The organism is Phycicoccus avicenniae, from assembly GCF_018139485.1.
Lineage (GTDB): Bacteria > Actinomycetota > Actinomycetes > Actinomycetales > Dermatophilaceae > Phycicoccus > Phycicoccus avicenniae.
The window spans coordinates 56,706-81,267 of record NZ_JAGSNF010000010.1 but is presented as its reverse complement, the minus strand read 5'-3'; the positions used below and the strand labels follow the sequence as shown (position 1 = coordinate 81,267).

Sequence of the window (24,562 nt, the reverse complement as noted above, 5' to 3'; positions counted from 1 at the left end):
GGGGTGGCCCGTGACCCGGCCGGCGGACGTGCAGGAGGAGCGGGGCGGTGGGTCCGTGCTCGTCCTCGGCCTCTGCGCGGTGCTCGTCGTCGTCCTCGTCGCCGCGCTGCACGGCACGTCCGTCGTCGCCGACCTCCACCGGGCCCGTGGCGCCGCGGACCGGGCCGCCCTCGCCGCCGCCGTCCCGCTCACGGTCGGCGGGCCCGTCGACTGCGCCGGCGCGTCGGCGCTCGTGCGGCACGACGGAGGGGTGGTCACCGGGTGCGACCCGCTCGCCGACGGCACCGTCGTCGTCTCCGTCGCCGTCGGGCTCCCGCCCGCCGTCTCCCGCTGGCCGGGGGTCCCCGAGGCCGTCACCGCGCGGGCGCGGGCGGGGGTGGAGTGACCGAGGGCGGAGAGCCCGAGGACGGGTCGACGTCCGTTCGGCACCGGCCGCAGCGGGCGCCGCGCTCAGCCGCGGGGCGGGGGAGGCGGCGGGACCGTGCCGCCGCCGGAGGTGCGCGACGAGTCGTCCGAGGTCGTCGGGGCGGTCGTCGTCGAGCCGTCACCGGTGCCCCGGCCGTCCGTGACCTCGGCGCGACGGCTCTCGGTCCCCGGGCCCGACTGTCGCCCGGCGTTCCGCTCGTCGGCCTCCCGGCGCAGCCGCTGGGTCTCCTCCTCGTGGGCCCGGCGCTCGGCCTCGAGCTGGCGGTCGCGCGCCGCGACCTCGTCCTTCATCCGCTGCTCCTCGGCCGCCCGCTGCTCCTTCGCGCGGCGCTCGGCCTCCTTGGTGTCGTGGCGGCGCCGACGGGACCGGCGGGCCCCGGTGCGCAGCACGGCCCAGCCGAGCCAGAACAGCGAGATGAGCACCATGCCGGCGACGAGGAAGACGATCGGCGGCAGGTTGACCGAACCGCCGAGGACGTCGATGACGACGGGGTCCTCGAGCCGGACCGCCCCCACGACGAGCAGCGCCCCGAGACCCAGGGCGACGAGGACGAGGACGATGCCGAGGAGGATCATGTCCCGGACCCTACTCCGACCCCGGGCCGGTGCGCCCCACGGAGCCGGGGGCCGCGTCGGCGCAGGTCAGCCGCCCGCGTCGAGGGCGAGCTCGAGGACGGTGACCGCGCCGCGCTTGTCGAGGGGCTCGTTGCCGTTCCCGCACTTCGGGGACTGCACGCAGGCGGGACAGCCGGTGCGACAGGGGCAGCCGAGCACGGCGTCGCGTGTGGCCCGGACCCACGTGCCGAAGGCGGAGAAGGCCCGGTCGGCGAAGCCGGCCCCACCGGGGTACCCGTCGTAGACCATGACGGTCGGCAGACCGGTGTCCGGGTGCAGGGCCGTCGACACCCCGCCGACGTCCCACCGGTCCGACGTCGCGACGAGGGGCAGCATCCCGATGGCCGCGTGCTCGGCGGCGTGCAGCGCGCCCGGGACGTCCGCGGGGGCGACGCCCGCCGCGGCGAGGGCGTCCTCGGACACCGTCCACCAGACCGCGCGGGTCGTGAGGGGCCGCTCGGGCAGGTCGAGGGCGTGGGTGCCGATCACCTCACCCGACGGCAGGCGACGGACGAAGTCGGTGACCCGGTGTGTGACCCGGACCTGCCCGAAGGCGACCTCGACCCGGGCCCGGTCGGCCCGGCGCTCCGTCGCGAGGATGTCGAACCGGCTCACCGAGCGGGCGTGCGTCGACCACCCGGGGTCCCCCCGGACCGCGGTGGCCGTGCGCTGCTCCAGGTCGAGGTCGGTGACGACCCACGTCTCGCCCTGGTGGACGTGGACCGCCCCGGTGTGCACCTGGGCGTGCGCCGACGCCTCGTCGACCGTTCCGACGACCCGGCCGGTACGGGCCTCGACGACCGCGACGAGCGACCCGGCGCCGCGGAGCGAGATGTGCTCGGCGGGACGGTCCTCGCGGGCCCAGTACCACCCGGTCGGGCGGCGCCGCAGGATCCCGCGCTCGACGAGGACGTCGAGCAGCCCGCGGGTCTGCTCGCCGAAGAGCGCGAGGTCGGCGTCCACGACCGGCAGCTCGGCCGCGGCCGCGGCGAGGTGCGGCGCGAGGACGTGCGGGTTGTCGGGGTCGACGACCGTGGCCTCGACCGGGGCGCCGAACACCGCCCGGGGGTTGCGCACGAGGTAGCTGTCGAGGGGATCGTCGGCGGCGACGAGCACGGCCAGGGACTCCTCGCCGCCCCGGCCCGCCCGCCCCGCCTGCTGCCACAGGCTCGCCCGGCGACCCGGCCAGCCCGCCATGACGACGGCGTCGAGCCCGTGGACGTCGATGCCCAGCTCGAGGGCGTTCGTCGCCGCGAGACCCCGGACCGCGCCGGAGCGCAGGCCCCGCTCGATCTCGCGGCGGTCCTGCGGGAGGTAGCCGCCGCGGTAGGCGGCGACCGTCCCCGCCGCCTCCGGGTCGGCCGACTCCAGCCGCCGGCGGGCGCCGGACGCCAGGGCCTCGGCCCCGGCGCGGCTGCGGGCGAACGCGACCGTCTGCACGCCCCGGTCGACGAGCGTGGCGAGGATCTCCGCGGCCTCGGTCGTCGCCGAGCGTCGCTCCCCGTCCTCGCCGACCTCGGGCTCCCACAGCCCGAACGTCATCGCGCCCCGCGGCGAGCCGTCCCGGGTCACCGCGCGCACCGGCAGCCCGGTGAGCCGGGAGGCGTGGTCCGCGGGGTCGCTCACCGTCGCCGAGGCGAGCACGACCGTCGGCTCGGACCCGTACCGGGCGGCGACGCGGCGCAGGCGTCGCAGGACGGCCGCGACGTGGGCGCCGAACACCCCGCGGTAGACGTGGCACTCGTCGACGACGACGTACCGCAGGCCGCGCAGGAAGCGCGACCACCGCTCGTGCCCGGGCAGCAGCGAGTGGTGCAGCAGGTCGGGGTTGGTGAGGACGAGGTTCGCGTGCTCGCGCACCCACCGGCGCTCGTCGGTGGGGGTGTCGCCGTCGTAGGTCGCCGCCCGCACGCCGGGGAGGGCGAGGGAGTCCAGGCGGGCGAGCTGGTCACCGGCGAGCGCCTTCGTCGGGGAGAGGTAGAGGGCCGTCGGCGCGTGCAGGCCCGACGCCCCGGTGACGAGGGCGTCGAGGACCGGGACGAGGTAGCCCAGGCTCTTGCCCGACGCGGTGCCGGTGGCGAGGACGACGTGCTGCCCCGCCCTCGCGAGGTCGACCGCCTCCCGCTGGTGGCTCCAGGGGCGCTGCACGCCGATGCCGTGCAGGGCCGCGAGCACGGGCGGTGCCAGGTCGTCCGGCCACTGCGCGAGCCGGGCCGGGCGGGCGGGCAGCCGCTCGACGTGGAGCAGCCGTTCGGCTCGTGATCCATCCGCCAGCCGGGCGAGGAGGTGAGCCGAGGTGGACACGTTGGTTACGGTAACCCCAGGATCGGACACCACGACGGTGGCCGGGCCCCGACCGACCGACCCTGCGGCACCAGAGGAGCACGACGCGTGGAGCTCTCCGTCACCACGTCCCGCACCGACGACATCAGCTTCGTGACGGTGGAGGGGGAGGTCGACGTGCACACGGCCGCACAGCTGCGGCAGACGCTCGACCAGGAGATCGCGGAGGGCTTCGTCCGCCTCGTCGTCGACCTCGACAGCGTCGGCTTCCTCGACTCCACCGGCCTCGGCGTGCTCGTCGGGCGGCTCAAGCTCGTCCGCAACGCCAACGGCTGGCTGCGGGTCGTCTGCACGAGCGACCGCATCCTGCGGGTCTTCCGCATCACCGGGCTCGACAAGGTCTTCTCCATCCACGCGACGGTCGCCGAGGCCCGCGCCGCCTGAGGTCCCGCTCCCGGGTGCAGGGTGTGAACCGCGTCACCCCGGCCCGGAGGGGCGTGACCCGTGAGGTCACGGGTACAGTCCACCCCGACCGTCCTGGCGCGAGCACCGGTCGACCGTGGTCCCGGTGACGTCCGGGGGCGGCGACGGGCCCGTGCGACGGAGGTCCCCCGTACGCCGTCAAGGAGGATGGAATGTCACCCCTCGCACTCGCGAGTGCCGACTCGGGCTCCCTGGGCCTGTCCGGGACGAACCAGACACTGGTCGTCACGGTCGCGGTCATCGCCCTCGTGGCCCTCGTCATGGGCTTCGTGTTCCGCCGGCAGGTCCTGGCCGCCGACACCGGCACGGACTCCATGCGCGAGATCGGCGCCGCCGTCGAGGAGGGAGCGCAGGCCTACCTCGGGCGGCAGTTCCGCACCCTCGGCATCTTCGTCGTCCTCGTCTTCGCCCTGCTGCTCCTCCTGCCGGCGGACACGGCGGGCGTGCGCTGGGGCCGTTCCGGGTTCTTCGTCGTCGGCGCGCTGTTCTCCGCCGCCATCGGCTACCTCGGGATGAGCCTGGCCGTGAAGGCCAACGTCCGCGTCGCCTCCGCCGCACGCGGCGAGGGCGGGCGCGACCTCGGGATGAAGATCGCCTTCCGCACCGGCGGCGTCGTCGGCATGGCGACGGTCGGCCTCGGACTGCTCGGCGCGGCCGTCGTCGTGCTCGTCTACCGCGGCGAGGCCCCGGACGTCCTCGAGGGCTTCGGCTTCGGCGCCGCGCTCCTCGCGATGTTCATGCGGGTCGGCGGTGGCATCTTCACCAAGGCCGCCGACGTCGGCGCCGACCTCGTGGGCAAGGTCGAGGCGGGCATCCCCGAGGACGACCCGCGCAACGCGGCGACGATCGCCGACAACGTGGGCGACAACGTCGGTGACTGCGCCGGCATGGCCGCCGACCTCTTCGAGTCCTACGCCGTCACCCTCGTGGCGGCGCTGATCCTCGGCTCGGTCGCCTTCGGCGAGTACGGCCTCGTCTTCCCGCTCGTCATCCCCGCCATCGGCGCCCTCACCGCGCTGCTCGGGGTGTACATCACCAAGGCCCGCCCGGGCGAGAACGCCCTGAGCGCCATCAACCGCGGCTTCTACATCGCCGCCGGCATCTCCGTCGTCCTCTCCGCGGTGGCGTCCTTCGTCTACCTCCCCTCGTCCTACGCCGACCTCGGCTCGACGAACGAGGAGATCGGAGCGCTCGCCGGCGACCCGCGGGTCACCGCGATCCTCGCCGTCGTCATCGGCATCGTGCTCGCCGGCGTCATCCTCTGGCTCACCGGCCACTACACCGGCACCGACAAGCGCCCCACGATGGACGTCGCCCGCACCTCGCTCACCGGCCCGGCGACCGTCGTGCTCTCCGGCATCGGCGTCGGCCTGGAGTCGGCCGTCTTCACCGCGGCGATCATCGGTGGCGCGGTCTACCTCGCCTTCCTCCTCGGGGGCGGCTCGGTCGCCCTGTCGCTCTTCCTCGTCGCGCTCGCCGGCTGCGGGCTGCTCACGACGGTCGGCGTCATCGTCGCGATGGACACCTTCGGTCCGGTGTCCGACAACGCCCAGGGCATCGCCGAGATGTCCGGGGACGTCGACGGCGAGGGCGCGCAGATCCTCACCGAGCTCGACGCCGTCGGCAACACGACGAAGGCCATCACGAAGGGCATCGCGATCGCGACGGCCGTCCTCGCGGCCACCGCCCTCTTCGGCTCCTACACCGATGCCTGGCAGAGCGCCCTCGAGGACATCGACCCGAACGCGCTCTCCCCGGAGCAGCTGCAGTCGGCGCAGGACTTCGTCATCGACGCCCAGGGCCTCATCACGACGCCGTCGACGCTCGTCGGGCTCATCCTCGGCGCGGCGGTCGTCTTCCTCTTCTCCGGGCTCGCCATCAACGCGGTGACCCGGGCGGCCGGCGCCATCGTCTTCGAGGTGCGTCGCCAGTTCCGCGAGATCCCCGGGATCATGGACCGCACGGCGAAGCCGGAGTACGGCAAGGTCGTCGACATCTGCACGAGGGACTCGCTGCGCGAGCTCGCGACGCCCGGTCTGCTCGCCGCCCTCGCGCCCGTCGCGGTCGGCTTCGGCCTCGGCATCGGCGCGCTCGCCGGCTTCCTCGCGGGGGCCATCGGCAGCGGGGCGCTCATGGCGGTCTTCCTCGCCAACTCCGGTGGTGCCTGGGACAACGCGAAGAAGATCGTCGAGGACGGCCACCACGGGGGCAAGGGCACCCAGGCCCACGAGGCGACGATCATCGGTGACACCGTCGGGGACCCCTTCAAGGACACCGCCGGCCCGGCCATCAACCCGCTCATCAAGGTGATGAACCTCGTCTCGGTGCTCATCGCTCCGGCCATCGTCACCCTGTCGATCGGGGTCGACTCCTCCGCGCCGATCCGCTACGGCATCGCGGGCGTCGCGCTCGTCGTGCTCGTCGCGGCGGTCGCCTGGTCCAAGAGCAAGGACCTCGCGATCGGGGGCGACGACATCGACCCCGACGTCGACACGAGCGAGTCCGACAACGACCCGGCGCCCGCCCAGGCCTGACCGCCCGGCGGTGCCACCCGTCGAGCGAACAGGACACGCCGTCCGGCCCGTGCCGGGCGGCGTGTCCCCTCCTCCCGGTCCGGACGCGGGCGGACGCGGCCGGTGCACCCGCTCCCGGGACCCCGCACCGTCCGGGCACGTCGGGCAATAGGCTCGGACCCGATGACCGCCTCCCCGCCCCGCACCGACGACGCCCTCCTCCCGCTCCTGCGCGCCGACCTCGTGACGTCGGGCTTCACCGTGGACGGGGTGACCGGACTGCTCGGCCCGATGGCCGCCGCCGCGCTCGACCGCGACCAGGCGCTGCCCGCCCAGCGCGTGACGGCCGAGTCCAGCGCCCCCTGCGCGGCCCTGGTCCGCCTCTTCACCCTCGGCGACCCGGTCGACGCGACGGAGGTGGCCGCGGCCCTGCCGACGCTCGGGGTCGAGGGGGCGGTCCGGCTGGGTCTCGTCGCACCGGAGGGCGACGCCGTCGTCGCCCGCTGCGACCTGCGCCCCTACGCCGCCGACGGGACGGACTGGTGGGTCGCCTCCGACCTCGCCGAGCTCGCGACGGGGCGCCCGCTCACCCCCGACCACGTGCTCGGGGTCGGCGGGGCGTCGACGACCCTCGCCTCCTGGACGCCGCGGCCTCGGGTCGCCCGGGTCCTGGACGTCGGCACCGGCTCCGGGGTCCAGGCGCTCCACCTCGCGGCGCACGCGGACGAGGTCGTCGTCACCGACCTGTCCGAGCGCGCGCTCGGGTACGCCCGGTTCAACGCCGCCCTCAACGGCACGGGCTGGCAGGTGCGGTCCGGGTCGATGCTCGAGCCCGTCGCGGGCGAGCGCTTCGACCTCGTCGTCTCCAACCCGCCGTTCGTCATCACCCCGCGCTCCGGCGTCGTCCCGCTCTTCGAGTACCGCGACGGCGGCCGGCCCGGGGACGAGGTCGTGCGCGACCTCGTGCGCTCCGTCGGCGACCACCTCGAGCCGGGCGGCATCGCCCAGCTGCTCGGGAACTGGGAGGTCCCCCGCGGGGCTGACTGGACCGAGCGGGTCGGCGAGTGGCTCGAGGGGACCGGCCTCGACGCGTGGGTCGTCCAGCGGGAGACCCAGGACCCGGCGGCCTACGCCGAGACCTGGGCCCGCGACGGCGGGCACCACCCGGGGACGGCGGACTTCAACGCGATGTACTCGGCGTGGCTCGACGACTTCGCGGCGCGGGACGTGGAGGCGATCGGCTTCGGCGTCATCACCCTGCAGCGACCCGCCACCGACCGGGCCCCCTTCCGCGACCTCGTCGACGTCCCGGCGCCCGTCGAGCAGCCGATGGGCCCGAGCGTGCTCGCGGGGATACGGGCGCGCACGTGGCTCGCCGAGCAGGACGACGACGCCGTCCTCGCGGTGTCCTGGCGGACGGCGCCGGACGTCACCGAGGAGCGGCACACGGTGCCGGGGGAGACCGACCCCCGGGTCATCCTCCTGCGCCAGGGCGGAGGGCTGCGCCGCCAGCTCCCGCTCTCGACGGTGACCGCGGCCTTCGTGTCGGTGTGCGACGGCGAGCTGTCGGCGCGGGCGGCCGCGGCCGCCATCGCCGGGCTGCTCGACCTCGACGACGCCGAGGTCCGGGCCGAGATCCTCGTCCTGCTGCGCGCGGCCGTCGCGGACGGCATGCTCGTCCGTGAGGTCGCGCCTCCTCGATGAGAACCCCCTCATCGACGTCTCCTCGTCGTCTCACCCCGGTGCCGGAGAGTCGTGGCAACGGTCGACGGAGGGTCGGCCACGAACGAGAGGAACGATGATGAGGACTCCTTCGCGCAAGGCCTGGGTCGTCAGCGGGGCGCTCGGCGCCGTGGCCGTGGCCGGGACGACGGTGGCCGGCGGCGCCATGGCCGACGAGCGGGGCGACGCCCGCGTCGGCGACGGCGTGCAGGCCACGTCCGGCCCGTCCGCCACCCCGGCGGCCTCGACCCCGGCGAGCACCCCTACGGCGAGTGCCGACCCCGCCTCGACGAGCGCGCCGACGGCCCCGACGCCGCAGTCGCCCACCACCCCGGCGTCGGCCGCGACCCCGCAGAGCCCCGCGACCCCGGCGTCCGCCGCGTCCCCCGCGACCCCGGCGTCCGCCTCCTCCCCGGTGACGCCCGCGTCGGCGCCCTCGCCCCGGACCCCGGCGAGCCCGGCCACCCCGGTGTCGCCGGCCAGCCCGGTGTCCGCCCCCAGCCCGGTGTCGCCGCAGAGCCCGGCGAGCCCCGCCTCGGCCCAGAGCCCCGTGTCGGCCGCGTCCCCGGCCAGCCCGGCCTCGGCCCCGAGTGCCGACTGACGCCCGCCACGACGCCGCGCTGCTCACCGGTGGTGCGGCGTCGGACCTCCTCGAGGCGGTCCTCGCGACGAGCGGGGGCCGCCTCGTCGGTCATGTCCTCGACGCCGTGCACCCGCGGCCCGGCGCGGGGACGAGCGTCGGGTACCGGGTGAGCGTCGACCGTCCGCCGGCGGCCCCCGTCGAGGAGTACCTCGTGCTCTCGACGGCCCACCCGCGCGGTCTCGACGAGCGCGCCCCCGGTCTCGTCGTCCTCGACGACGGCCGCCACCGGGTCCTCGCCTGGCGCTTCCCGGACGACCCCCTGCTGCCCGGCCTGGCGACGGCGTGCGACCCCGCCCGGGTCGGGTCGGTGCTGCCGGGAGCGCGTCCCGTCGTCGCCGTCGACCTCCTCGGCTACCGGCCGCTGCGCCGCGCCGTCGTGCGGGTGCGCACCGGGGAGGGGGAGCGCGACGTGGCCTACGTCAAGGTGCTCCGCACGACGCCGGGGGCCGCCGGGGGTGCCGCCGACGTCACGGCGCGGCACGGGATGCTGCGGGGGGCAGGCCTCCCGGTCCCGGCGGTGACGGCGTCCACGCCGGACGGCCTCGTCGTGCTCGAGGCGGCCGAGGGGGAGCCGCTCGCCCAGGCGGTCGCGGCGGACGGCGCCGCGGGCCTCGGCGTGCCCGACCTCGTCGCGCTCCTCGACCGCCTGCCCCCGGCGGTCCTCGACCTGCCGCGGCGCGCGCCGTGGTCGGACCGGGCGGACGAGTTCGCCGGCGCCCTGGAGGGCACCGCGTGGGGTCGTCGGGCGGCCCGGGTCGCCGGCGCCGTCGGGAGCGGCTCGCGCCGGGCCGACCTCGGGCCGCTCGTGCCGACCCACGGAGACCTCCACGACGGCCAGGTCACGGTGCGGCCGGGACCGGCCGGCTGGGTCGTCGCGGGACTGCTCGACGTCGACACGGTGGGCCCCGGTCACCGGGTCGACGACCTCGCGTGCCTCCTCGCCCACGCCGTGTCCCTCGGGGCGGCGGGTGCGGCGACGGCCCGGCGCTGGCGCACCGAGGCGGCCCGCGTCGTCGACGCCGACGCCCTCGACGTCCGGACGGCCGGGGTGCTGCTCTCGCTCGCGGCCGGGGCCCTCGGTGCGACCGAGCTGGGGACGGCGCCGGCGGGCCAGGACGTGGAGTCCCTCCTCGCGGCCGCCGAGTCCCTCGTGGCCGGGGCCGCTCAGCCGTCGAGCCGGTAGCCCATCCCACGGACCGTCGTCACGACCTCTGCGCCGAGCTTGCCGCGCAGGTACCGGACGTAGACGTCGACGACGTTGGACCCGGGGTCGAAGTCGTAGCCCCACACGCGGGAGAGCAGCTGCTCGCGCGAGAGCACCTGGCCGGGGTTGCGCAGGAAGGCCTCGGCGAGCGCGAACTCGCGGGCGGAGAGGTCGACGGTGCGGTCGCCGACGGTGGCCCGCCGGGTGCGCAGGTCGAGCGAGACCGACCCGTGGGCGAGCGTCGTCGAGTCGCCGCCGGCGGTCCCCGACGGCAGCCGCAGCCGGATGCGGGCGAGGAGCTCCTCGAAGCGGAAGGGCTTGGCCATGTAGTCGTCGGCCCCGCCCTCGAGCCCGGCCACGGTGTCCTCGACGGACGAGCGGGCCGTGAGGATGATGACGGGGACGGTGTCGCCCGACCCGCGCAGCTCCTGGAGCACCGAGAACCCGTCCCGGTCCGGCAGCCCCAGGTCGAGGACCACGAGGTCGACCTCGCCCCCCGCGACCTCGTCGACGGCCTCTCGGCCGGTCCGCACGTGGACCGGCTGCATCCCCGCGGCGCGCAGGCCCTTGGCGACGAAGGCGGCGATGCGCTCCTCGTCCTCGACGAGCAGGATGCGGCTCACGGGACCTCCAGGACGAGGGTGTCCTCGGGGGCGGGGACGGCGCGGGCGGGGATCTCGAGGACGACGGTCGTGCCGGCGCCCCGGGTCGAGGCGATCTCGACCCGGCCGCCGTGGGCCGTGGCGATGGCGTCGACGATGGCGAGCCCCAGCCCCGACCCCGGCGTGCCGGACTCGGTGGCGGCACGCCCGCGGACGAAGCGGTCGAGGACGCGGCCCACGTCGTCGGCGTCGATGCCCTGGCCCTCGTCGCGGACCCACAGGCGCAGGAGGTCGCCGTCGACGGCGGACCCGATCGTCACCCGGCTGCCCTCCTCCGAGTAGCGGACGGCGTTCGACACGAGCTGGAGCATCGCCTGGGTGACCCGGTTCGGGTCGAGGACGCACTCGACGTCGGCCCGCTCCCCGACCCGCCACTCGCGGCGACCGAGCCCGCGGGCCTTGTCGAGCACGTCGTCGACGAGGACCCCCACCTGGGCGGGGACCGGACGGACGAAGTCGGGCCGGTCGGCGCGCGCGAGGACGAGCAGGTCGTCGACGAGCAGCCGCATCCGGTCGACCTCGTCGAGGGCGAGCGCCCGGGTCGCGACGACGTCCTCGCGGTCCTCGGGCTCCATGAGCTCGAGGTGGCCGCCGATGACGGTGAGCGGGGTCCGCAGCTCGTGGCCGACCTCGTCGAGCAGCCGGCGCTGGTGGACGAACGCCGTCTCGAGCCGGTCGAGCATCGCGTTGACGGTCCGGGTCAGCTCGGCGATGTCGTCGGTGCCCGTCACGGGGATCCGGTCGGACAGGTCGGTGTCGTTGATCCGCTGCGCGGTGTCGCGCAGGTGCTCCAGCGGGCGCAGGACCCGGCCGATGACGAGCCAGCCGGCCAGCGTGATGAGCACGAGGGCCGCGCCGGCGACGAGGGTGTAGCGGCGCCACGCGGAGGCGAGGGCCTCGAGCTCGGAGTCCCGGTCGGCGGCGATGACGTAGAGGCCGCTCGCGGGGTCGCCCTCGACGCGGACCGGGACGGTCGCGACCCGGTAGGTGGCGCGGGGCGTCGTGACCGTCGAGAGCCGGGCCTCGTCGGTCGGCGCCCCGGCGACCTGCCGGACCAGGTCGGGGTCGTCCTCGAGCCGGACCGGCACCGTCCGCGGGGCGTACCACGTCGGCACGCCGTCGACGAGGCCGATCATCCCCTCGTAGGGCAGCGGCACCGTCTCCTGCAGGCCTCGCCGCAGGGTCTCGACGGTGCCGCCCTCGACGGTCGTGCCCGCCGAGCGGCGGAAGTCGGTGACGGCCCGGGTCAGGGCGGAGTCGATGCGCTCGTCGGTGCTCGAGCGCTGCAGCGCGTAGGTCGTGGCCCCGGCGACCCCGAGGGCCAGGGTCACGAGCGCGACGAGGGCGGCGAGGACGGTCGTGCGGACGCTCGAGGCGGGCCGGCGCCGCGGGGGCTCAGTCATCGTCCGGCTCGTCGTCGTCGTCATCGTCGTCGTCCGGCTCGTCGTCGTCCTCGTCGGGCCCGTCGTCATCGTCGTCGTCACCCGGGGTCACCGGGGGAGGGGGCTGGACGGTCCGCGGCGGGCTCGGCCGTGCGGACGGGGTGGCCGAGCGGGTGGGGGAGGCGGTCGCGGAGGGGCGGGGCGAGGGGGAGTCGGTGGGTGTGGGGTCGGGGGTCGGGGTGACGACGACGACCTCGCCGAGCCCGGTGTCGGCCGGGGCCGCGAGGCCGCGGGAGAGGGCGACGGTCCCGACGACGAGCAGCGCGACGACGACCGCGGCGGCGGCGACGGCGCTCCCTCGACCTGGCACCCCGCCATTGTGCCGACCCCGGATGAGACGGGGATGAGAGTCCACCATGGTGAGTGAGTGCTCACTCAGTTACGCTCGACCGGTGACCCCCCGTGCCCCCGCGATGACGCCCGACGAGCGCCGTGCCGCCCTCGTCGACGTGACGGTCCCGCTGCTGCGCGAGCACGGCGCGGCCCTCACGACGAAGCAGGTCGCCGAGGCGGCCGGGGTCGCCGAGGGGACCGTGTTCCGGGCCTTCGGGACCAAGGAGGACCTCGTCCGGGCCTGCGGCGAGGCGGTGTTCGACCACGCCGACGTGCTCACCGGCCTCGCCGCCGTCGACCGCTCCCTGTCCCTCGACGACCGGCTCGCCGCCGGGGTCGAGGTGCTGCAGACCCACCTCGAGCGCGTCATCGGCGTCCTCGCCGCGCTGCACGCGGGCGGCGTCGGACCGCCGTACGGCACGGAGCGTGCCGGCCACCGCCGTCCGCGGGTGACCGACCCCGAGGTCGACGCCGCGTTCCTCGACCTCGTGGGGGCGGACGTCGAGGACCTGCGCCTGGTGGGCGAGGACGTCGTCAACATCCTCGCCCACCTCACCCTCTCCAGCGCCCACCCGATGTTCCCGGTGCGCACGATGACCCCCGCCGAGATCGTCTCCGTCGTCCTCGACGGCGTCCGGAAGGACCACTGATGCTGCTGCGCCTCGTCACCGACCGGCTGCGCCCGTACACCCCGGCGCTCGTGCTGCTCCTCGGCCTCCAGCTCGTCGGCACGATCGCCTCGCTCTACCTGCCGAGCCTCAACGGCCGGATCATCGACGAGGGCGTGGCCGTCGGCGACACCGCCTTCATCGTGCGGGCCGGGCTGTGGATGCTCGGGGTCTCCTTCGTGCAGATCGTCGCCACCGTCGCCGCCACCCGCCTCGGGTCGCTGAGCGCCGCCTCGATGGGACGCGACCTGCGCGCCGCGGTCTTCCACCGGGTCGGGTCGTTCTCCGCGCGCGAGGTCTCGCGGTTCGGGGCACCGACGCTCATCAGCCGCTCGACGAACGACGTCCAGCAGGTCCAGCAGGTGACGTACATGGTCCTCGCGACGATGGTCACCGCGCCGATCATGATGGTCGGCGGGATCGTGATGGCGCTGCGCGAGGACGCCGGGCTCTCCTGGCTCGTCGCCGTCGCCGTCCCCCTGCTCGGGGTCGCCGTGGGACTCGTCGTGAGCCGGATGGTGCCGCACTTCCGCTCGATGCAGCAGGCCGTCGACACCGTGAACCGGATCCTGCGCGAGCAGATCACCGGCCTGCGGGTCGTGCGCGCCTTCGTCCGCGAGGACGTCGAGCGCGAGCGCTTCGCCGAGGCCAACCGCACCTACACGGGGACCGCCGTCGCCGTCGGCCGGCTCATGGCGCTCGCCTTCCCGATCGTCATGGTCATCTTCAACGCCTCGACGGTCGCCGTCCTGTGGTTCGGGGCGCAGCGGGTCGACGCCGGACAGATGGAGGTCGGCTCGCTCACCGCGTTCATGGCCTACCTCGTCCAGATCCTCATGTCGGTGATGATGGCGACCTTCATGGCGATGATGCTGCCCCGCGCCGCCGTCTCCGCCGGCCGGATCGCCGAGGTCCTGGACACCGAGTCCTCGGTCCACCGCCCCGCCGACCCCGTGGCCCTGCCGGCCGGCCCGCTCGAGGTCGAGCTGCGGGCGGCGACGTTCGCCTACCCCGGCGCCGACGCGCCCGTGCTGCGCGAGGTCTCCTTCACCGCGCGCCCCGGCACGACGACGGCCGTCGTCGGCTCGACGGGCGCCGGCAAGACCACGCTCGTCGGGCTGGTCCCGCGCCTGCACGACGCGACCGGCGGCGGCGTCCTCGTCGGCGGTGTCGACGTCCGCGACGCCGACCCGGAGGGACTGTGGTCCCGGCTCGGGCTCGTCCCGCAGCGGCCGTACCTCTTCAGCGGCACGGTGCGCAGCAACCTGCGCTACGGCGACCCGGACGCCACCGACGAGCAGCTGTGGGAGGCGCTGCGGATCGCCCAGGCCGACGACTTCGTCCGCGCGATGCCGGAGGGCCTGGACGCCCCGGTCTCCCAAGGTGGCACCAACGTCAGCGGCGGCCAGCGACAGCGGCTCGCGATCGCCCGGGCCCTCGTGCGCCGGCCGGACGTCTACCTCTTCGACGACGCCTTCTCCGCCCTCGACGTCGCGACGGACGCCCGGCTGCGCGCCGCCCTGGCCCCCGTGACCCGCGAGGCGACGGTCGTCGTCGTCGCCCAGCGGGTCTCGAGCATCCGCGACGCCGACCAGGTCGTCGTCCTCGAGGACGGGGCGGTCGTCGGCACCGGCACCCACGACGAGCTCCTCACGTCCTGCCCGACCTACCGGGAGATCGTCGAGAGCCAGCAGACGAGCGAGGCGGTCGCATGAGCGAGCTGAGGTCCGAGGAGGAGAAGGCGGCCGAGGCGCGGCGGGGCCCCGCAGGAGTTCGTCGCGGCGGTCCACCGCACGCCGCCATCGGGGCGCCGACCGAGCGCTCGCAGGACTTCCGCGGCTCAGCGACGCGGGTGCTGCGGCTGCTGCGCCCGGAACGGACGGTCGCCGTGGGGGCGCTCGTCCTCGCCTTCGTCAGCGTCGTGCTCAACGCCGTGGGGCCGAAGGTCCTCGGCCGGGCGACCGACCTCGTCTTCGCGGGGGTGTTCGGTCGGCAGATCCCGGCGGGGACGACGCAGGAGCAGGCCGTCGACGCGCTGCGGGCCCGGGGTGAGGACCGGGTCGCCGACGTCCTCGCCGCGATGGACCACGTCGTCCCGGGGCAGGGCGTGGACTTCGAAGCCGTGGGGCAGGTGCTCCTGCTCGTCCTCGGCATCTACCTCGTCGCCGCCGCCCTCCAGCTCGTCCAGGGTCGGCTGCTCGTCGGCGTCGTCAACCGGACGATCTTCCGGCTGCGCCGGGACGTCGAGGACAAGCTGCACCGGCTGCCGCTGCCCTACGTCGACGGCCAGCCGCGCGGCGAGCTGCTGAGCCGGGTCACGAACGACATCGACAACGTCGCCCAGAGCCTCCAGCAGGTGCTGAGCCAGCTCGTCACCGCGCTGCTCACCGTCGTCGCGATGGTCGCGATGATGGTGTGGATCTCGCCGCTGCTCGCCCTCGTCGCGCTCGTGACGATCCCCGTGACGATGGCCGTCACCGCGGCGATCGGGAAGCGCTCGCAGGGGCACTTCGTCCAGCAGTGGAAGAGCACGGGCGAGGTCGGCGCCGTCGTCGAGGAGACCTTCACCGGCCACGAGCTCGTCACCGTCTTCGGCCGGCGCGAGGCCGCCGAGCGCGAGTTCGCCGAGCGCAACGACGCCCTGCGGGACGCGACCTTCAAGGCCCAGTTCATCAGCGGCGTCATCATGCCGACGCTGATGTTCATCGGGAATCTCAACTACGTCGCCATCGCCGTCATCGGCGGGTTCCGCGTCGCGAGCGGGTCGATGAGCCTCGGCGACGTCCAGGCGTTCATCCAGTACTCGCGCCAGTTCACCCAGCCGCTCACCCAGGTGGCCTCGATGGCCAACCTCATGCAGAGCGGCGTGGCCTCCGCCGAGCGGGTCTTCGAGCTCCTCGACGCGCCCGAGCAGGAGTCCGAGACGACCGCGCCCGCCCGCATCGAGGACCCCCGCGGGCGGGTCGCCTTCGAGGACGTCTCGTTCTCCTACACCCCGGACCGGCCGTTGCTCGAGCACCTCGACCTCGTCGTCGAGCCGGGGCAGACGGTCGCGATCGTCGGCCCCACGGGCGCGGGCAAGACGACGCTCGTCAACCTCGTCCTGCGCTTCTACGAGCTGGACGGCGGCCGGATCACCCTCGACGGCGTCGACGTCCGCGACCTCACCCGGCACGACCTGCGCGCCCGCACCGGCATGGTCCTGCAGGACACCTGGCTGTTCGCGGGCACGATCCGGGACAACATCGCCTACGGCAGGCCGGACGCGACGGAGGAGGAGGTGCTCGAGGCGGCCCGGGCCACGTACGTCGACCGGTTCGTGCACTCCTTGCCCGACGGCTACGACACGGTGCTCGACGCCGAGGCCGGCAACATCAGCGCGGGGGAGCGGCAGCTCGTGACGATCGCGCGCGCCTTCCTCGCCCGCCCCTCGCTGCTCATCCTCGACGAGGCGACGTCGTCGGTCGACACCCGCACCGAGCTGCTCGTCCAGCAGGCGATGGCGGCGCTGCGCAGCGACCGGACGAGCTTCGTCATCGCCCACCGGCTCTCGACGATCCGCGACGCCGACCTCATCCTCGTCATGGAGGAGGGTCGGATCGTCGAGCGGGGGACGCACGCCGACCTCCTCGCGGCCGGGGGCGCGTTCGCCCGGCTGCACGCCGCGCAGTTCGCCGCCGTGGCCGACCCGGACGCCGAGGACGCCGTCGTCCCGGCGACGTCGGGGCCCTGACCTGCGGATCCACCCGCACCCCCGCCCCCACGACGGCCGGGTCGGGGTCTAGCGTGGCGACGACACCGGTCCGGGTGTCACCGCCTCGTCGAGGAGATGGTCGCTCGTGCTGCACGGTTCCGTACCGACACTGGGACAGGGGGTGAGCGCAGCCCTGCCGGCCGCCGAGACGATCATCGACGCCGCCCCCGTCGACTACCTCATCCTCGTCATCTACTTCGGGTTCGTCCTCGGGATCGGGCTGCTGGCCCGGCGCTCGGTGTCGGACTCGGTCGACTTCTTCCTCTCCGGCCGGTCGCTGCCGGCGTGGGTCACCGGGCTCGCGTTCATCTCGGCCAACCTCGGCGCCGTCGAGATCATGGGGATGAGCGCGAACGGGGCCGAGTTCGGCATCCCGACGGTCCACTACTTCTGGGTCGGCGCCGTCCCCGCGATGCTCTTCCTCGGTGTCGTGATGATGCCCTTCTACTACGGCTCGAAGGTCCGCTCGGTGCCGGAGTTCATGCTCCGCCGCTTCGGGACGGGGGCCCACCTCGTCAACGCGATCTCGTTCGCGGTCGCCCAGCTGCTCATCGCCGGGGTGAACCTCTTCCTCCTCGGCTCGATCGTCCGGGCGCTGCTCGGCTGGCCGCTGTGGCTCGCCCTCATCGTCGCGGCCGCGATCGTGCTGTCGTACATCACCGTCGGCGGGCTGTCGGCGGCGATCTACAACGAGGTCCTCCAGTTCTTCGTCATCGTCGCGAGCCTGCTGCCGCTCGTGCTCATCGGGCTGCACCGGGTCGGCGGGTACGGCGGCCTGCAGGACCGCATCACCGAGATGGCGGCCGGCGCCCCCGCGGAGGCCGGGATCCCTCCGGCCGAGCAGCAGCTGGAGTCCTGGCCGGGACAGGCGCTCTCCGGGTTCGACAGCCCGTTCTGGTCCGTCGTCGGCATCGTCTTCGGTCTCGGCTTCGTCCTCTCCTTCGGGTACTGGACGACGAACTTCGTCGAGGTGCAGCGCGCGATGGCCTCGGAGTCGATCTCCGCGGCCCGCAAGACGCCGATCATCGGCGCCTTCCCGAAGATGTTCATCCCCTTCGTCACGATCTTCCCCGGCATGATCGCCGCGGTCCTCGTGCCCGAGATCGTCGACCTCAAGAACGGCGGGAGCCCACCGGGCGGCGCGTCCGGCGACGGGGTGGCCTACAACGACTCCCTGCTCTACCTCATGCGCGACGTCCTGCCCAACGGCCTGCTCGGGCTCGCCATCACCGGCCTGCTCGCCGCGTTCATGGCCGGCATGGCGGCCAACGTGTCGGCCTTCAACACCGTCTTCAGCTACGACCTGTGGGAGCGCTACGTCCGGCGCGACCGCAGCGACGACTACTACCTGCGGATCGGGCGGCTCGCCACCGTGGGGGCCACGGTCATCGCGATCTTCACTGCGAGCCTCGCGAGTGCCTTCGGCAACGTCATGGACTACATCCAGACGCTGTTCGGGTTCTTCAACGCCCCGCTGTTCGCGACGTTCATCCTCGGCATGTTCTGGAAGCGGATGACCGCGACGGCCGGCTGGACCGGCCTCGTCGCGGGCACCGGCTCGGCGATCCTCGTCGCCTTCCTCAGCGAGGACTCCTTCGGGTCGGCGTCCCTCGGGCTCATCCCGCTCGGTGGGCAGGGCGCGGCCTTCGTCGCGGCCGCGACGGCGTTCGTCGTCGACATCGTCGTCTCGGTCGCCGTGACGATGGTGACCGAGCCGAAGCCGGCGTCCGAGCTCAAGGGCCTCGTGTACTCCGAGACCCCGAGGGAGGACCTCGTCGACCCGGACGAGGCCGGCTACCCCTGGTGGCGACGGACGCTGCCGCTCGCCGGGATCGCCCTCGTCATGACCATCGCCCTCAACATCGCGTTCTGATCAGGAGTCGACATGGCAGACACCCACAAGGCCGGGGCGTTCGACATCCGCAACGTCATCGGCATGCTCCTCGCCGTCTACGGCGTCATCCTCCTGCTCATGGGGGTCTTCGCGGACCCGGAGCTGGAGAAGACCGGCGGCGTCAACGCCAACCTCTGGGCCGGGCTCGCCCTGCTCGTCGTCGGCGGCGGGTTCGTCGCGTGGTCCCGGCTCAAGCCGATCTACGTGCCCGAGGACGTCGCCGAGGTCCACGACGACCCGACCCGACCGGGCCCGAAGAAGCAGAAGCGTCCGAAGGCCTGACGTGAGCACCGGGACACCGGTCGCCGTCGGGGACCTCGAGGGGTACCTCGCGGTCCCCGACGGCGCCGGGCCGTGGCCGGGCCTCGTCCTCGTGCACGAGGCGTTCGGGCTCGACGCGAACATGCGCGCGCACGCCGACCGGCTCGCGGAGGCGGGCTTCCTCGTCCTCGCGCCCGACCTGTTCTCCCGCGGCCGGACGGCGGTCTGCCTCGCCGCGACGTTCCGTGCGCTGCAGCGTGGTGCCGGCGCGGCCTTCGACGACGTCGAGCGGGCGCGCGGCGACCTGCTCGGGGACGACCGCTGCACCGGCCTGGTCGGGGTCGTCGGCTTCTGCATGGGCGGGGGCTTCGCCCTCGTCCTCGCCGGGCGTCCGGGCTGGGACGCGGCGGTCGTCAACTACGGGATGCTCCCGGACTCGCCCGACGTCCTCGACGGCGCGTGCCCCGTCGTCGCGAGCTACGGCGGGCGGGACCGGTACCTCGCCGGGGCCGCGGACCGGCTCGAGCGGGCCCTGGCCGCCCGGGACGTCCCGCACGACGTGAAGGAGTACCCGAGCGCGGGGCACTCGTTCCTCAACCCGCAGGACCTCGCGCCGTGGTTCATGGCGCCGATGGTGCGGCTCGTCCTGCACGGTGGTCCCGAGCCGGTGGCCGCGGACGACGCCTGGGGTCGCATCGGGTCCTTCCTCGACGAGCACCTGCGCCGCTGACGCGCGGGTGCTCGACCGGTCGTGAGGTGTACGTCACGACCTGTCGAGCGGCGGGTGCGGCCGAGGCTCAGGCGAACTGCCAGGACCGCTTGCTCAGCCCGTACCAGAACCCGTCGATGACGCTCGTCCCCGTGACGTCGCCGTTTACCGACGCGGCGCCGAGCGCGACGTAGAGCGGTGCCCAGTGCTCCGTCCGGGGATGCGCCTCGTGCGGGGCCGGCGCCTTGGCGAGGAAGTCGAGGACGGCGTCGACGTCGCCGCTGCCGACGGCCTCCGCGGCCCACTGGTCGAACTCCGAGGACGGCGTCGGTGGGGCGACGTCCGGGCCGCCCGACGGGTCGAACCAGCGCAGGTTGTGCGTCGTGAAGCCGGAGCCGACGACGAGGACGTTCTCGTCGCGCAGCGGGGCGAGCCGGCGCCCGAGCTCGAAGAGGCGCTGCGGGTCCAGCGTCGGCATCGACAGCTGGAGGACCGGGACGTCGGCCTCGGGGAACATCTCGACGAGCGGGACGTAGGCGCCGTGGTCGAGGCCTCGCGAGGGGTCCTGGTGCAGCGTCTCGCCGGCCGGCTCGAGGAGGCGGGCGACCGACCGGGCGAGCGCCGGCGCCCCGGGGGCGTCGTACGTCACGTCGTAGTAGCGCTGCGGGAAGCCCCAGAAGTCGTAGGTCAGCGGGACGTCGCCCGAGGTGGCCGAGACCGAGATCGGCGCCTGCTCCCAGTGCGCCGACACCATGAGGACGGCCTCGGGGCGGGGCAGGTCCGCGGACCAGGCCGCGAGCTCGGCGGTCCAGCGCTTGTCGTCGGCGAGCGGCGGGGCGCCGTGGCTCAGGTAGAGGACGGGGGCGCGGTCGGTGGTCGGCATGGAGGCCTCCTCGGTCAGTAGTTGATCATTCAACCACATTGGCGCCGTCGGTGTTCCCGCTCACGCCCCGTCGAGGTCGGCGTCGTGGACGAGAATCGCGACCTGGGTGCGGTTCTCCAGCCCCAGCTTGGTGAGGATCCGCCCGACGTGGGCCTTGACGGTGGCGACGCTGAGGTAGAGGGTCCCGCTGATCTCGGCGTTGGACAGGCCCCGGCCGACCGCGACGGCCACCTCGCGCTCGCGGTCGGTGAGTGCGCGCAGCGACCGCCGGGCGGCGCCGCGACGGTCCGCCGCCGCCTGGCCCCCGTGGTCCGACACCGCCGCGATGAGCGCGGCCGTCGCGTGCGGCGAGAGCGTCGGCTCGCCGGCCGCGACGCCGCGGACGGCCTCGACGAGCCTCGCCGCCGGGGTGTCCTTGAGGAGGAAGCCGTGCGCCCCGACCCGTAGGGCCCGGAGCACGAGCTCGTCGGCGTCGAAGGTCGTGAGGACGAGGACCCGGGGCGGGTCCGGGAGGGCGAGGACGTCCCCCGTCGCGGCGATACCGTCCCGGACCGGCATCCGGATGTCCATGAGGACGACGTCCGGGCGGGTCTGCGTGACGAGCCGCGCGGCGTCCGTGCCGTCCGCGGCCTCGCCGACCACCTCGAGGTCGTCGGCGCCGCCGAGGATCATCCGCAGCCCGGCGCGCACGAGGGCGTCGTCGTCGACGATCGCGACCCGCACGGTGCCCGTGTCCCCGCTCATCCGGTCCTCCTCACGGCGCGGTCCTCGACGCGGTCCCGGGCCACGGCAGCGACGCCCGCAGGACGAACCGCCCGGACTCGGGGCCGTGCGCGAGCGTCCCGCCGAGCAGGTCGACCCGCTCCCGCAGGCCGAGCAGCCCGAGGCCGGCCCCGGGCACCCGGTCCGTCACGCCTCCGGTCCCCCCGGTGCCGCCGGTCCCGAGCGGGAGCGGGTTCACGACCGCCACGGTGACCGGGTCGCCGTCCCCGCCGGCGACCGTCACGGCCACCGTGCAGCCCGGCGCGTGCTTGCGGGCGTTCGTCAGGGCCTCCTGGACGACGCGGAAGACCGTCCGCGCGAGGGTCGCCGGTACCTCGCCCCGGCTGTCGTCGCCCAGGGTGACCGTCGTGCCCGCCTCACGGGCCTCGGTGACCAGCCGGGGGAGGTCCCCGAGGTCGGGCTGCGGCTTCTCCGGGGCCAGGGCGAGGTCGGGGTCCTCGGCCCGGAGCACCCCCAGGACGTCGCGGAGGTCGCGCAGGGCGAGGTGGGCGTTCTCCTCGATCGTCCGGGCGACGGCCGCCCGCTCGCCCTCGGGCAGGTCGGTCCGGAAGGTCAGCGCGCCGGCGTGCATCGACACGAGCGAGATGCGGTGCGCGAGGACGTCGTGCATCTCGCGGGCGATCCGGGTGCGCTCGGCGGCCCGGGCCGCCGACACGCGGGCCTGCTGCTCCCGCTCGCTCGTCTCGGCGCGCTCCCTGAGCGACCGGAGCCGGTCGCGGTCCGCGCCCACCGACCAGCCGACGGCCACGACGACCGCGACGACGAGGGCCGAGACGAGGAGCGCCACCCAGAGCGAGAGCGACTCGACCTGCGGGTAGACGACCTCGAAGCCGAACCCGGCGCCCACCGACAGCGGCACGACGACGGCGAGCTCGCGCACGGAGCGGCGGGTCGCGACCGAGGCGAGGGTCAGGGTCCACGGACCGACGGCGGTCGCGGCGACCGTGGAGATGGCCGTGACGACGACGCCGACGGCGAGCGGCCACCGCCGGCGGAACAGGGTCAGGACGAAGGCCACGGCCCCGAGCGCCGGGTCGACGAGCAGCAGCCAGGTGAGCCGGGCCCCCGTGATCGGCGAGTCCGGGCCGTCGGCGGCCGCGACGCCCACGGCCCAGACCACCGCGCTCGCGAGCAGCACGAGCGACGTGCGCCACGTGTGGCCCCACCACGAGATCGGTGGCGGGGCGGGGACGGCGGACACCTCGCCACTGTAGGAGCGCGAGGCGGACGGGGGCGTCCTCCTTTGGTCGACGTCCGGCTCGGCCGACCCTCGACCGGAGGAGGCCCCGGCACCGACCGGCGGCCGATGCGGCCCGGACCGTCGGCGAGCGAGGCTTCGAGCATGATCTCGATCCAGAACCTCACGAAGCGCTACGGCGGGGTGACCGCCGTCGACGACGTCACCTTCGACGTCCCCCGGGGCTCGGTCACCGGCTTCCTCGGGCCCAACGGGGCCGGGAAGTCGACGGTGATGCGGATGCTCACCGGGCTGACGCCGCCGACGAGCGGCCGGGCCCACGTCCTCGGCCGGGACTACCGGGACCTGCCCAACCCCGGGGAGCGGGTCGGCGTCATGCTCGACGCCTCGGCCCAGCACCCGGGCCGCACCGGCCGCGAGGCGCTGACCCTCGCGGCCCTCACGACCGGGGTCGACCGCTCCCGCATCGACACCGCCCTCGGGCTCGTCGGGCTCACCGACGACGAGGCCGCGCGTCGGGTCCGGACCTACTCCCTCGGGATGCGTCAGCGGCTCGGTCTCGCCGGGGCCCTGCTCGCCGACCCGCAGGTCCTCGTCCTCGACGAGCCCGCCAACGGCCTGGACCCCCAGGGCATCCACTGGATGCGCTCGCTGCTGCGCGACTTCGCCGACCGTGGGGGTGCCGTGCTGCTCTCCTCGCACCTGCTCCACGAGGTCCAGACCGTCGCGGACGACATCGTCGTCATCGGTCGCGGCCGCATCGTCGCGAGCGGGTCGATGGAGGAGCTCGTCGCGGGCTCCGGGACGCTCGTGCGCTCCGAGGACGACGGGGCGATCGCCGCTCGGCTCCACACCGCCGGACACGAGGCCACCCGCTCCGAGCAGGGTCTCGTCACCGCCGCCGACCCCGCGACGGTCGGCCGGGCCGCCCGGGACGCCGGGGTGGCCGTCCTCGAGCTGCGACCTCGCGACGGTCAGGGTCTCGAGGAGCTCTTCCTCCGGCTCACGGTCGAGGACGCGCGGGAGGTGGCGGCATGAGCACCACGACGACGACCGCCGGACCGACCCGCCCGGCCGGGGCTGCGGGCCCGGTGCCCGACGGCCGGCCGGGGGTCCCGCTCGGCCGGCTCCTCCGGGTCGAGCTGCGCAAGCTCGTCGACACCCGGGCGGGCCGGTGGCTGCTCTACGCGTCGAGCGCCGTGGCGGTCGTCGCCGTCGTCGCCTTCCTCGTCTGGGGGTCGGGCGAGGACGCGACCTTCGCGGGTCTGCTCGGCCTGACGACGCTGCCCCTCGCGATCGCGCTGCCCATCCTCGGGATCATGGCCGCGACGGCCGAGTGGTCCCAGCGCACGGGCCTGGTCACGTTCGCGCTCGAGCCGCACCGCGGCCGGGTCGTCGCCGCGAAGGTCCTCGCCTCCGTCGTGCTCGGCGCGGTCGTCGTCGTCCTCGCCACGGCCGGCGTCGCTCTCGCGTACCTCGTCGGCTCGGCGCTGCGGGACGGTCCGGCCGACTGGTCGGTCCCGGGCTCGCTGGGGGCCGGGCTGGCGCTGACCCTCCTGGTCTACCTCGTCCAGGGGGTGGCGTTCGGGCTGGTGTTCCTCAACACCCCGGTCGCGATCGTCGCCTCACTCGTCCTCCCGACGGCGTTCAGCATCGTCTCGGGCCTCGTCACCGGGTTCGAGAGGGTCGCGGTCTGGCTCGACCTCTCGCTCGTGACCGAGCCGCTCACCGAGGGGACCATGGCCGGCTCCGACTGGGCCCACCTCGGGACGGCGTCCCTCGTGTGGATCGGGCTGCCGCTCGTGGTCGGCACCTGGCGGGTGCTGACCCGGGAGGTCGCCTGACCGGCGGGGGGGGGGGGCCCCCCCCGGGGCCCCCCCCCCCCCCCCCCCCGCCCCCCCCCCCCCCCGGGGGCCCCGGCGGGGGGGGCGGGGGGGGGGGGGGGGGGGGCCCCCCCGCCGCCCCCCCCCCCCCCGCGGCCCGGTCGCCCCGTCCCGGCGGGGCGACCGGGTTTCGCGTCCGTCAGGATGTGCCGCTACCGTCAGCGGCGTCCGCACGTCGGAGCAGCGACGAATCCGCTGCACGT

The 24,562-nt window shown here is 74.9% G+C and carries 22 protein-coding genes; 13 read left to right on the top strand and 9 right to left on the bottom strand.

Features of this window, described 5'->3' with window-relative positions; genetic code table 11:
* Window positions 1-10 precede the first annotated feature (10 nt).
* Window positions 11-385, top strand: a complete 375-nt coding sequence (locus KC207_RS08780; protein ID WP_211602638.1) for an Rv3654c family TadE-like protein — start codon at window positions 11-13, stop codon at window positions 383-385.
* Between the two features lie 65 nt (window positions 386-450).
* Here the strand turns inward: KC207_RS08780 and KC207_RS08775 are convergent, their stop codons facing one another.
* On the bottom strand, window positions 451-1,002 hold the full coding sequence (locus KC207_RS08775; RefSeq protein WP_211602637.1) for a hypothetical protein: 552 nt from the start codon (window positions 1,000-1,002) through the stop codon (window positions 451-453).
* A gap of 66 nt (window positions 1,003-1,068) precedes the next feature.
* Window positions 1,069-3,345, bottom strand: coding sequence for a DEAD/DEAH box helicase (gene sftH / locus KC207_RS08770; RefSeq protein WP_211602636.1), 2,277 nt, complete (start codon window positions 3,343-3,345; stop codon window positions 1,069-1,071).
* A gap of 87 nt (window positions 3,346-3,432) precedes the next feature.
* Here sftH and KC207_RS08765 point away from each other — a divergent pair, with 87 nt between their 5' ends.
* The 3 genes from KC207_RS08765 to KC207_RS08755 all read left to right on the top strand — a co-directional run bounded on the left by KC207_RS08765 (window position 3,433) and on the right by KC207_RS08755 (window position 8,024).
* Window positions 3,433-3,768, top strand: a complete 336-nt coding sequence (locus tag KC207_RS08765) for an STAS domain-containing protein (RefSeq protein WP_211602635.1) — start codon at window positions 3,433-3,435, stop codon at window positions 3,766-3,768.
* 191 nt (window positions 3,769-3,959) lie between these two features.
* Window positions 3,960-6,341, top strand: coding sequence for a sodium-translocating pyrophosphatase (locus KC207_RS08760; protein WP_211602634.1), 2,382 nt, complete (start codon window positions 3,960-3,962; stop codon window positions 6,339-6,341).
* A 162-nt stretch (window positions 6,342-6,503) separates the two neighbouring features.
* Window positions 6,504-8,024, top strand: coding sequence for a DUF7059 domain-containing protein (locus tag KC207_RS08755; RefSeq protein ID WP_211602633.1), 1,521 nt, complete (start codon window positions 6,504-6,506; stop codon window positions 8,022-8,024).
* 30 nt (window positions 8,025-8,054) lie between these two features.
* On the opposite strand, the gene KC207_RS08750 is transcribed toward KC207_RS08755, so the two are convergent.
* Window positions 8,055-8,507, bottom strand: a complete 453-nt coding sequence (locus KC207_RS08750; RefSeq protein WP_211602632.1) for a hypothetical protein — start codon at window positions 8,505-8,507, stop codon at window positions 8,055-8,057.
* 125 nt (window positions 8,508-8,632) lie between these two features.
* Between KC207_RS08750 and KC207_RS08745 the strand changes: the two genes are divergently transcribed.
* The gene (locus tag KC207_RS08745; protein ID WP_211602631.1) at window positions 8,633-9,868 is read left to right on the top strand and encodes a phosphotransferase family protein; all 1,236 of its coding nucleotides are present in this window, start codon (window positions 8,633-8,635) and stop codon (window positions 9,866-9,868) included.
* Here the strand turns inward: KC207_RS08745 and KC207_RS08740 are convergent.
* Genes KC207_RS08740 through KC207_RS08730 form a run of 3 tightly spaced genes read right to left on the bottom strand, consistent with a single transcriptional unit; the run spans window position 9,850 to window position 12,303 of the window.
* Window positions 9,850-10,512, bottom strand: coding sequence for a response regulator transcription factor (locus KC207_RS08740; protein WP_211602630.1), 663 nt, complete (start codon window positions 10,510-10,512; stop codon window positions 9,850-9,852). The genes KC207_RS08745 and KC207_RS08740 overlap by 19 nt on opposite strands.
* Window positions 10,509-11,954: a sensor histidine kinase gene (locus KC207_RS08735; protein WP_211602629.1), complete on the bottom strand. Its 1,446-nt coding sequence runs from the start codon at window positions 11,952-11,954 to the stop codon at window positions 10,509-10,511. The genes KC207_RS08740 and KC207_RS08735 overlap by 4 nt, the downstream gene beginning before the upstream one ends.
* Window positions 11,947-12,303: a hypothetical protein gene (locus KC207_RS08730; protein WP_211602628.1), complete on the bottom strand. Its 357-nt coding sequence runs from the start codon at window positions 12,301-12,303 to the stop codon at window positions 11,947-11,949. Before KC207_RS08730 ends, KC207_RS08735 begins: the two co-directional genes overlap by 8 nt.
* 82 nt (window positions 12,304-12,385) lie before the next feature.
* On the opposite strand from KC207_RS08730, the gene KC207_RS08725 reads away from it, so the two are divergent.
* The 6 genes from KC207_RS08725 (at window position 12,386) to KC207_RS08700 (ending at window position 19,633) form a co-directional block, all read left to right on the top strand.
* Window positions 12,386-12,976, top strand: a complete 591-nt coding sequence (locus KC207_RS08725; RefSeq protein ID WP_211602627.1) for a TetR/AcrR family transcriptional regulator — start codon at window positions 12,386-12,388, stop codon at window positions 12,974-12,976.
* Window positions 12,976-14,709 (top strand): ABC transporter ATP-binding protein, encoded by a 1,734-nt coding sequence (locus tag KC207_RS08720; RefSeq protein ID WP_211602626.1) that lies wholly within the window; start codon window positions 12,976-12,978, stop codon window positions 14,707-14,709. Before KC207_RS08725 ends, KC207_RS08720 begins: the two co-directional genes overlap by 1 nt.
* On the top strand, window positions 14,706-16,727 hold the full coding sequence (locus KC207_RS08715) for an ABC transporter ATP-binding protein (RefSeq protein WP_211602625.1): 2,022 nt from the start codon (window positions 14,706-14,708) through the stop codon (window positions 16,725-16,727). The genes KC207_RS08720 and KC207_RS08715 overlap by 4 nt, the downstream gene beginning before the upstream one ends.
* A gap of 142 nt (window positions 16,728-16,869) precedes the next feature.
* On the top strand, window positions 16,870-18,621 hold the full coding sequence (locus tag KC207_RS08710; protein WP_249138649.1) for a sodium:solute symporter family protein: 1,752 nt from the start codon (window positions 16,870-16,872) through the stop codon (window positions 18,619-18,621).
* A gap of 12 nt (window positions 18,622-18,633) precedes the next feature.
* Window positions 18,634-18,924, top strand: coding sequence for a hypothetical protein (locus KC207_RS08705; protein ID WP_211602624.1), 291 nt, complete (start codon window positions 18,634-18,636; stop codon window positions 18,922-18,924).
* 1 nt (window position 18,925) lies between these two features.
* Window positions 18,926-19,633 (top strand): dienelactone hydrolase family protein, encoded by a 708-nt coding sequence (locus tag KC207_RS08700; RefSeq protein WP_211602623.1) that lies wholly within the window; start codon window positions 18,926-18,928, stop codon window positions 19,631-19,633.
* Between the two features lie 67 nt (window positions 19,634-19,700).
* On the opposite strand, the gene KC207_RS08695 is transcribed toward KC207_RS08700, so the two are convergent.
* From KC207_RS08695 to KC207_RS17035, 3 genes are read right to left on the bottom strand one after another with little or no spacing between them, the layout of a single operon-like run.
* Window positions 19,701-20,495: a dioxygenase family protein gene (locus tag KC207_RS08695; RefSeq protein ID WP_211602622.1), complete on the bottom strand. Its 795-nt coding sequence runs from the start codon at window positions 20,493-20,495 to the stop codon at window positions 19,701-19,703.
* A 60-nt stretch (window positions 20,496-20,555) separates the two neighbouring features.
* Window positions 20,556-21,239, bottom strand: coding sequence for a response regulator transcription factor (locus KC207_RS08690; RefSeq protein ID WP_211602621.1), 684 nt, complete (start codon window positions 21,237-21,239; stop codon window positions 20,556-20,558).
* Between the two features lie 10 nt (window positions 21,240-21,249).
* Window positions 21,250-22,479 (bottom strand): sensor histidine kinase, encoded by a 1,230-nt coding sequence (locus KC207_RS17035; RefSeq protein WP_211602620.1) that lies wholly within the window; start codon window positions 22,477-22,479, stop codon window positions 21,250-21,252.
* Between the two features lie 141 nt (window positions 22,480-22,620).
* On the opposite strand from KC207_RS17035, the gene KC207_RS08680 reads away from it, so the two are divergent.
* A complete protein-coding gene (locus KC207_RS08680; RefSeq protein WP_211602619.1) occupies window positions 22,621-23,514 on the top strand; it encodes an ABC transporter ATP-binding protein in 894 nt (297 codons plus the stop codon).
* Window positions 23,511-24,320 carry an ABC-2 transporter permease gene (locus tag KC207_RS08675; RefSeq protein WP_211602618.1) on the top strand — a complete coding sequence of 270 codons (810 nt, stop codon included), beginning with the start codon at window positions 23,511-23,513 and terminating at the stop codon, window positions 24,318-24,320. Before KC207_RS08680 ends, KC207_RS08675 begins: the two co-directional genes overlap by 4 nt.
* The last annotated feature ends 242 nt before the right edge of the window (window positions 24,321-24,562 follow it).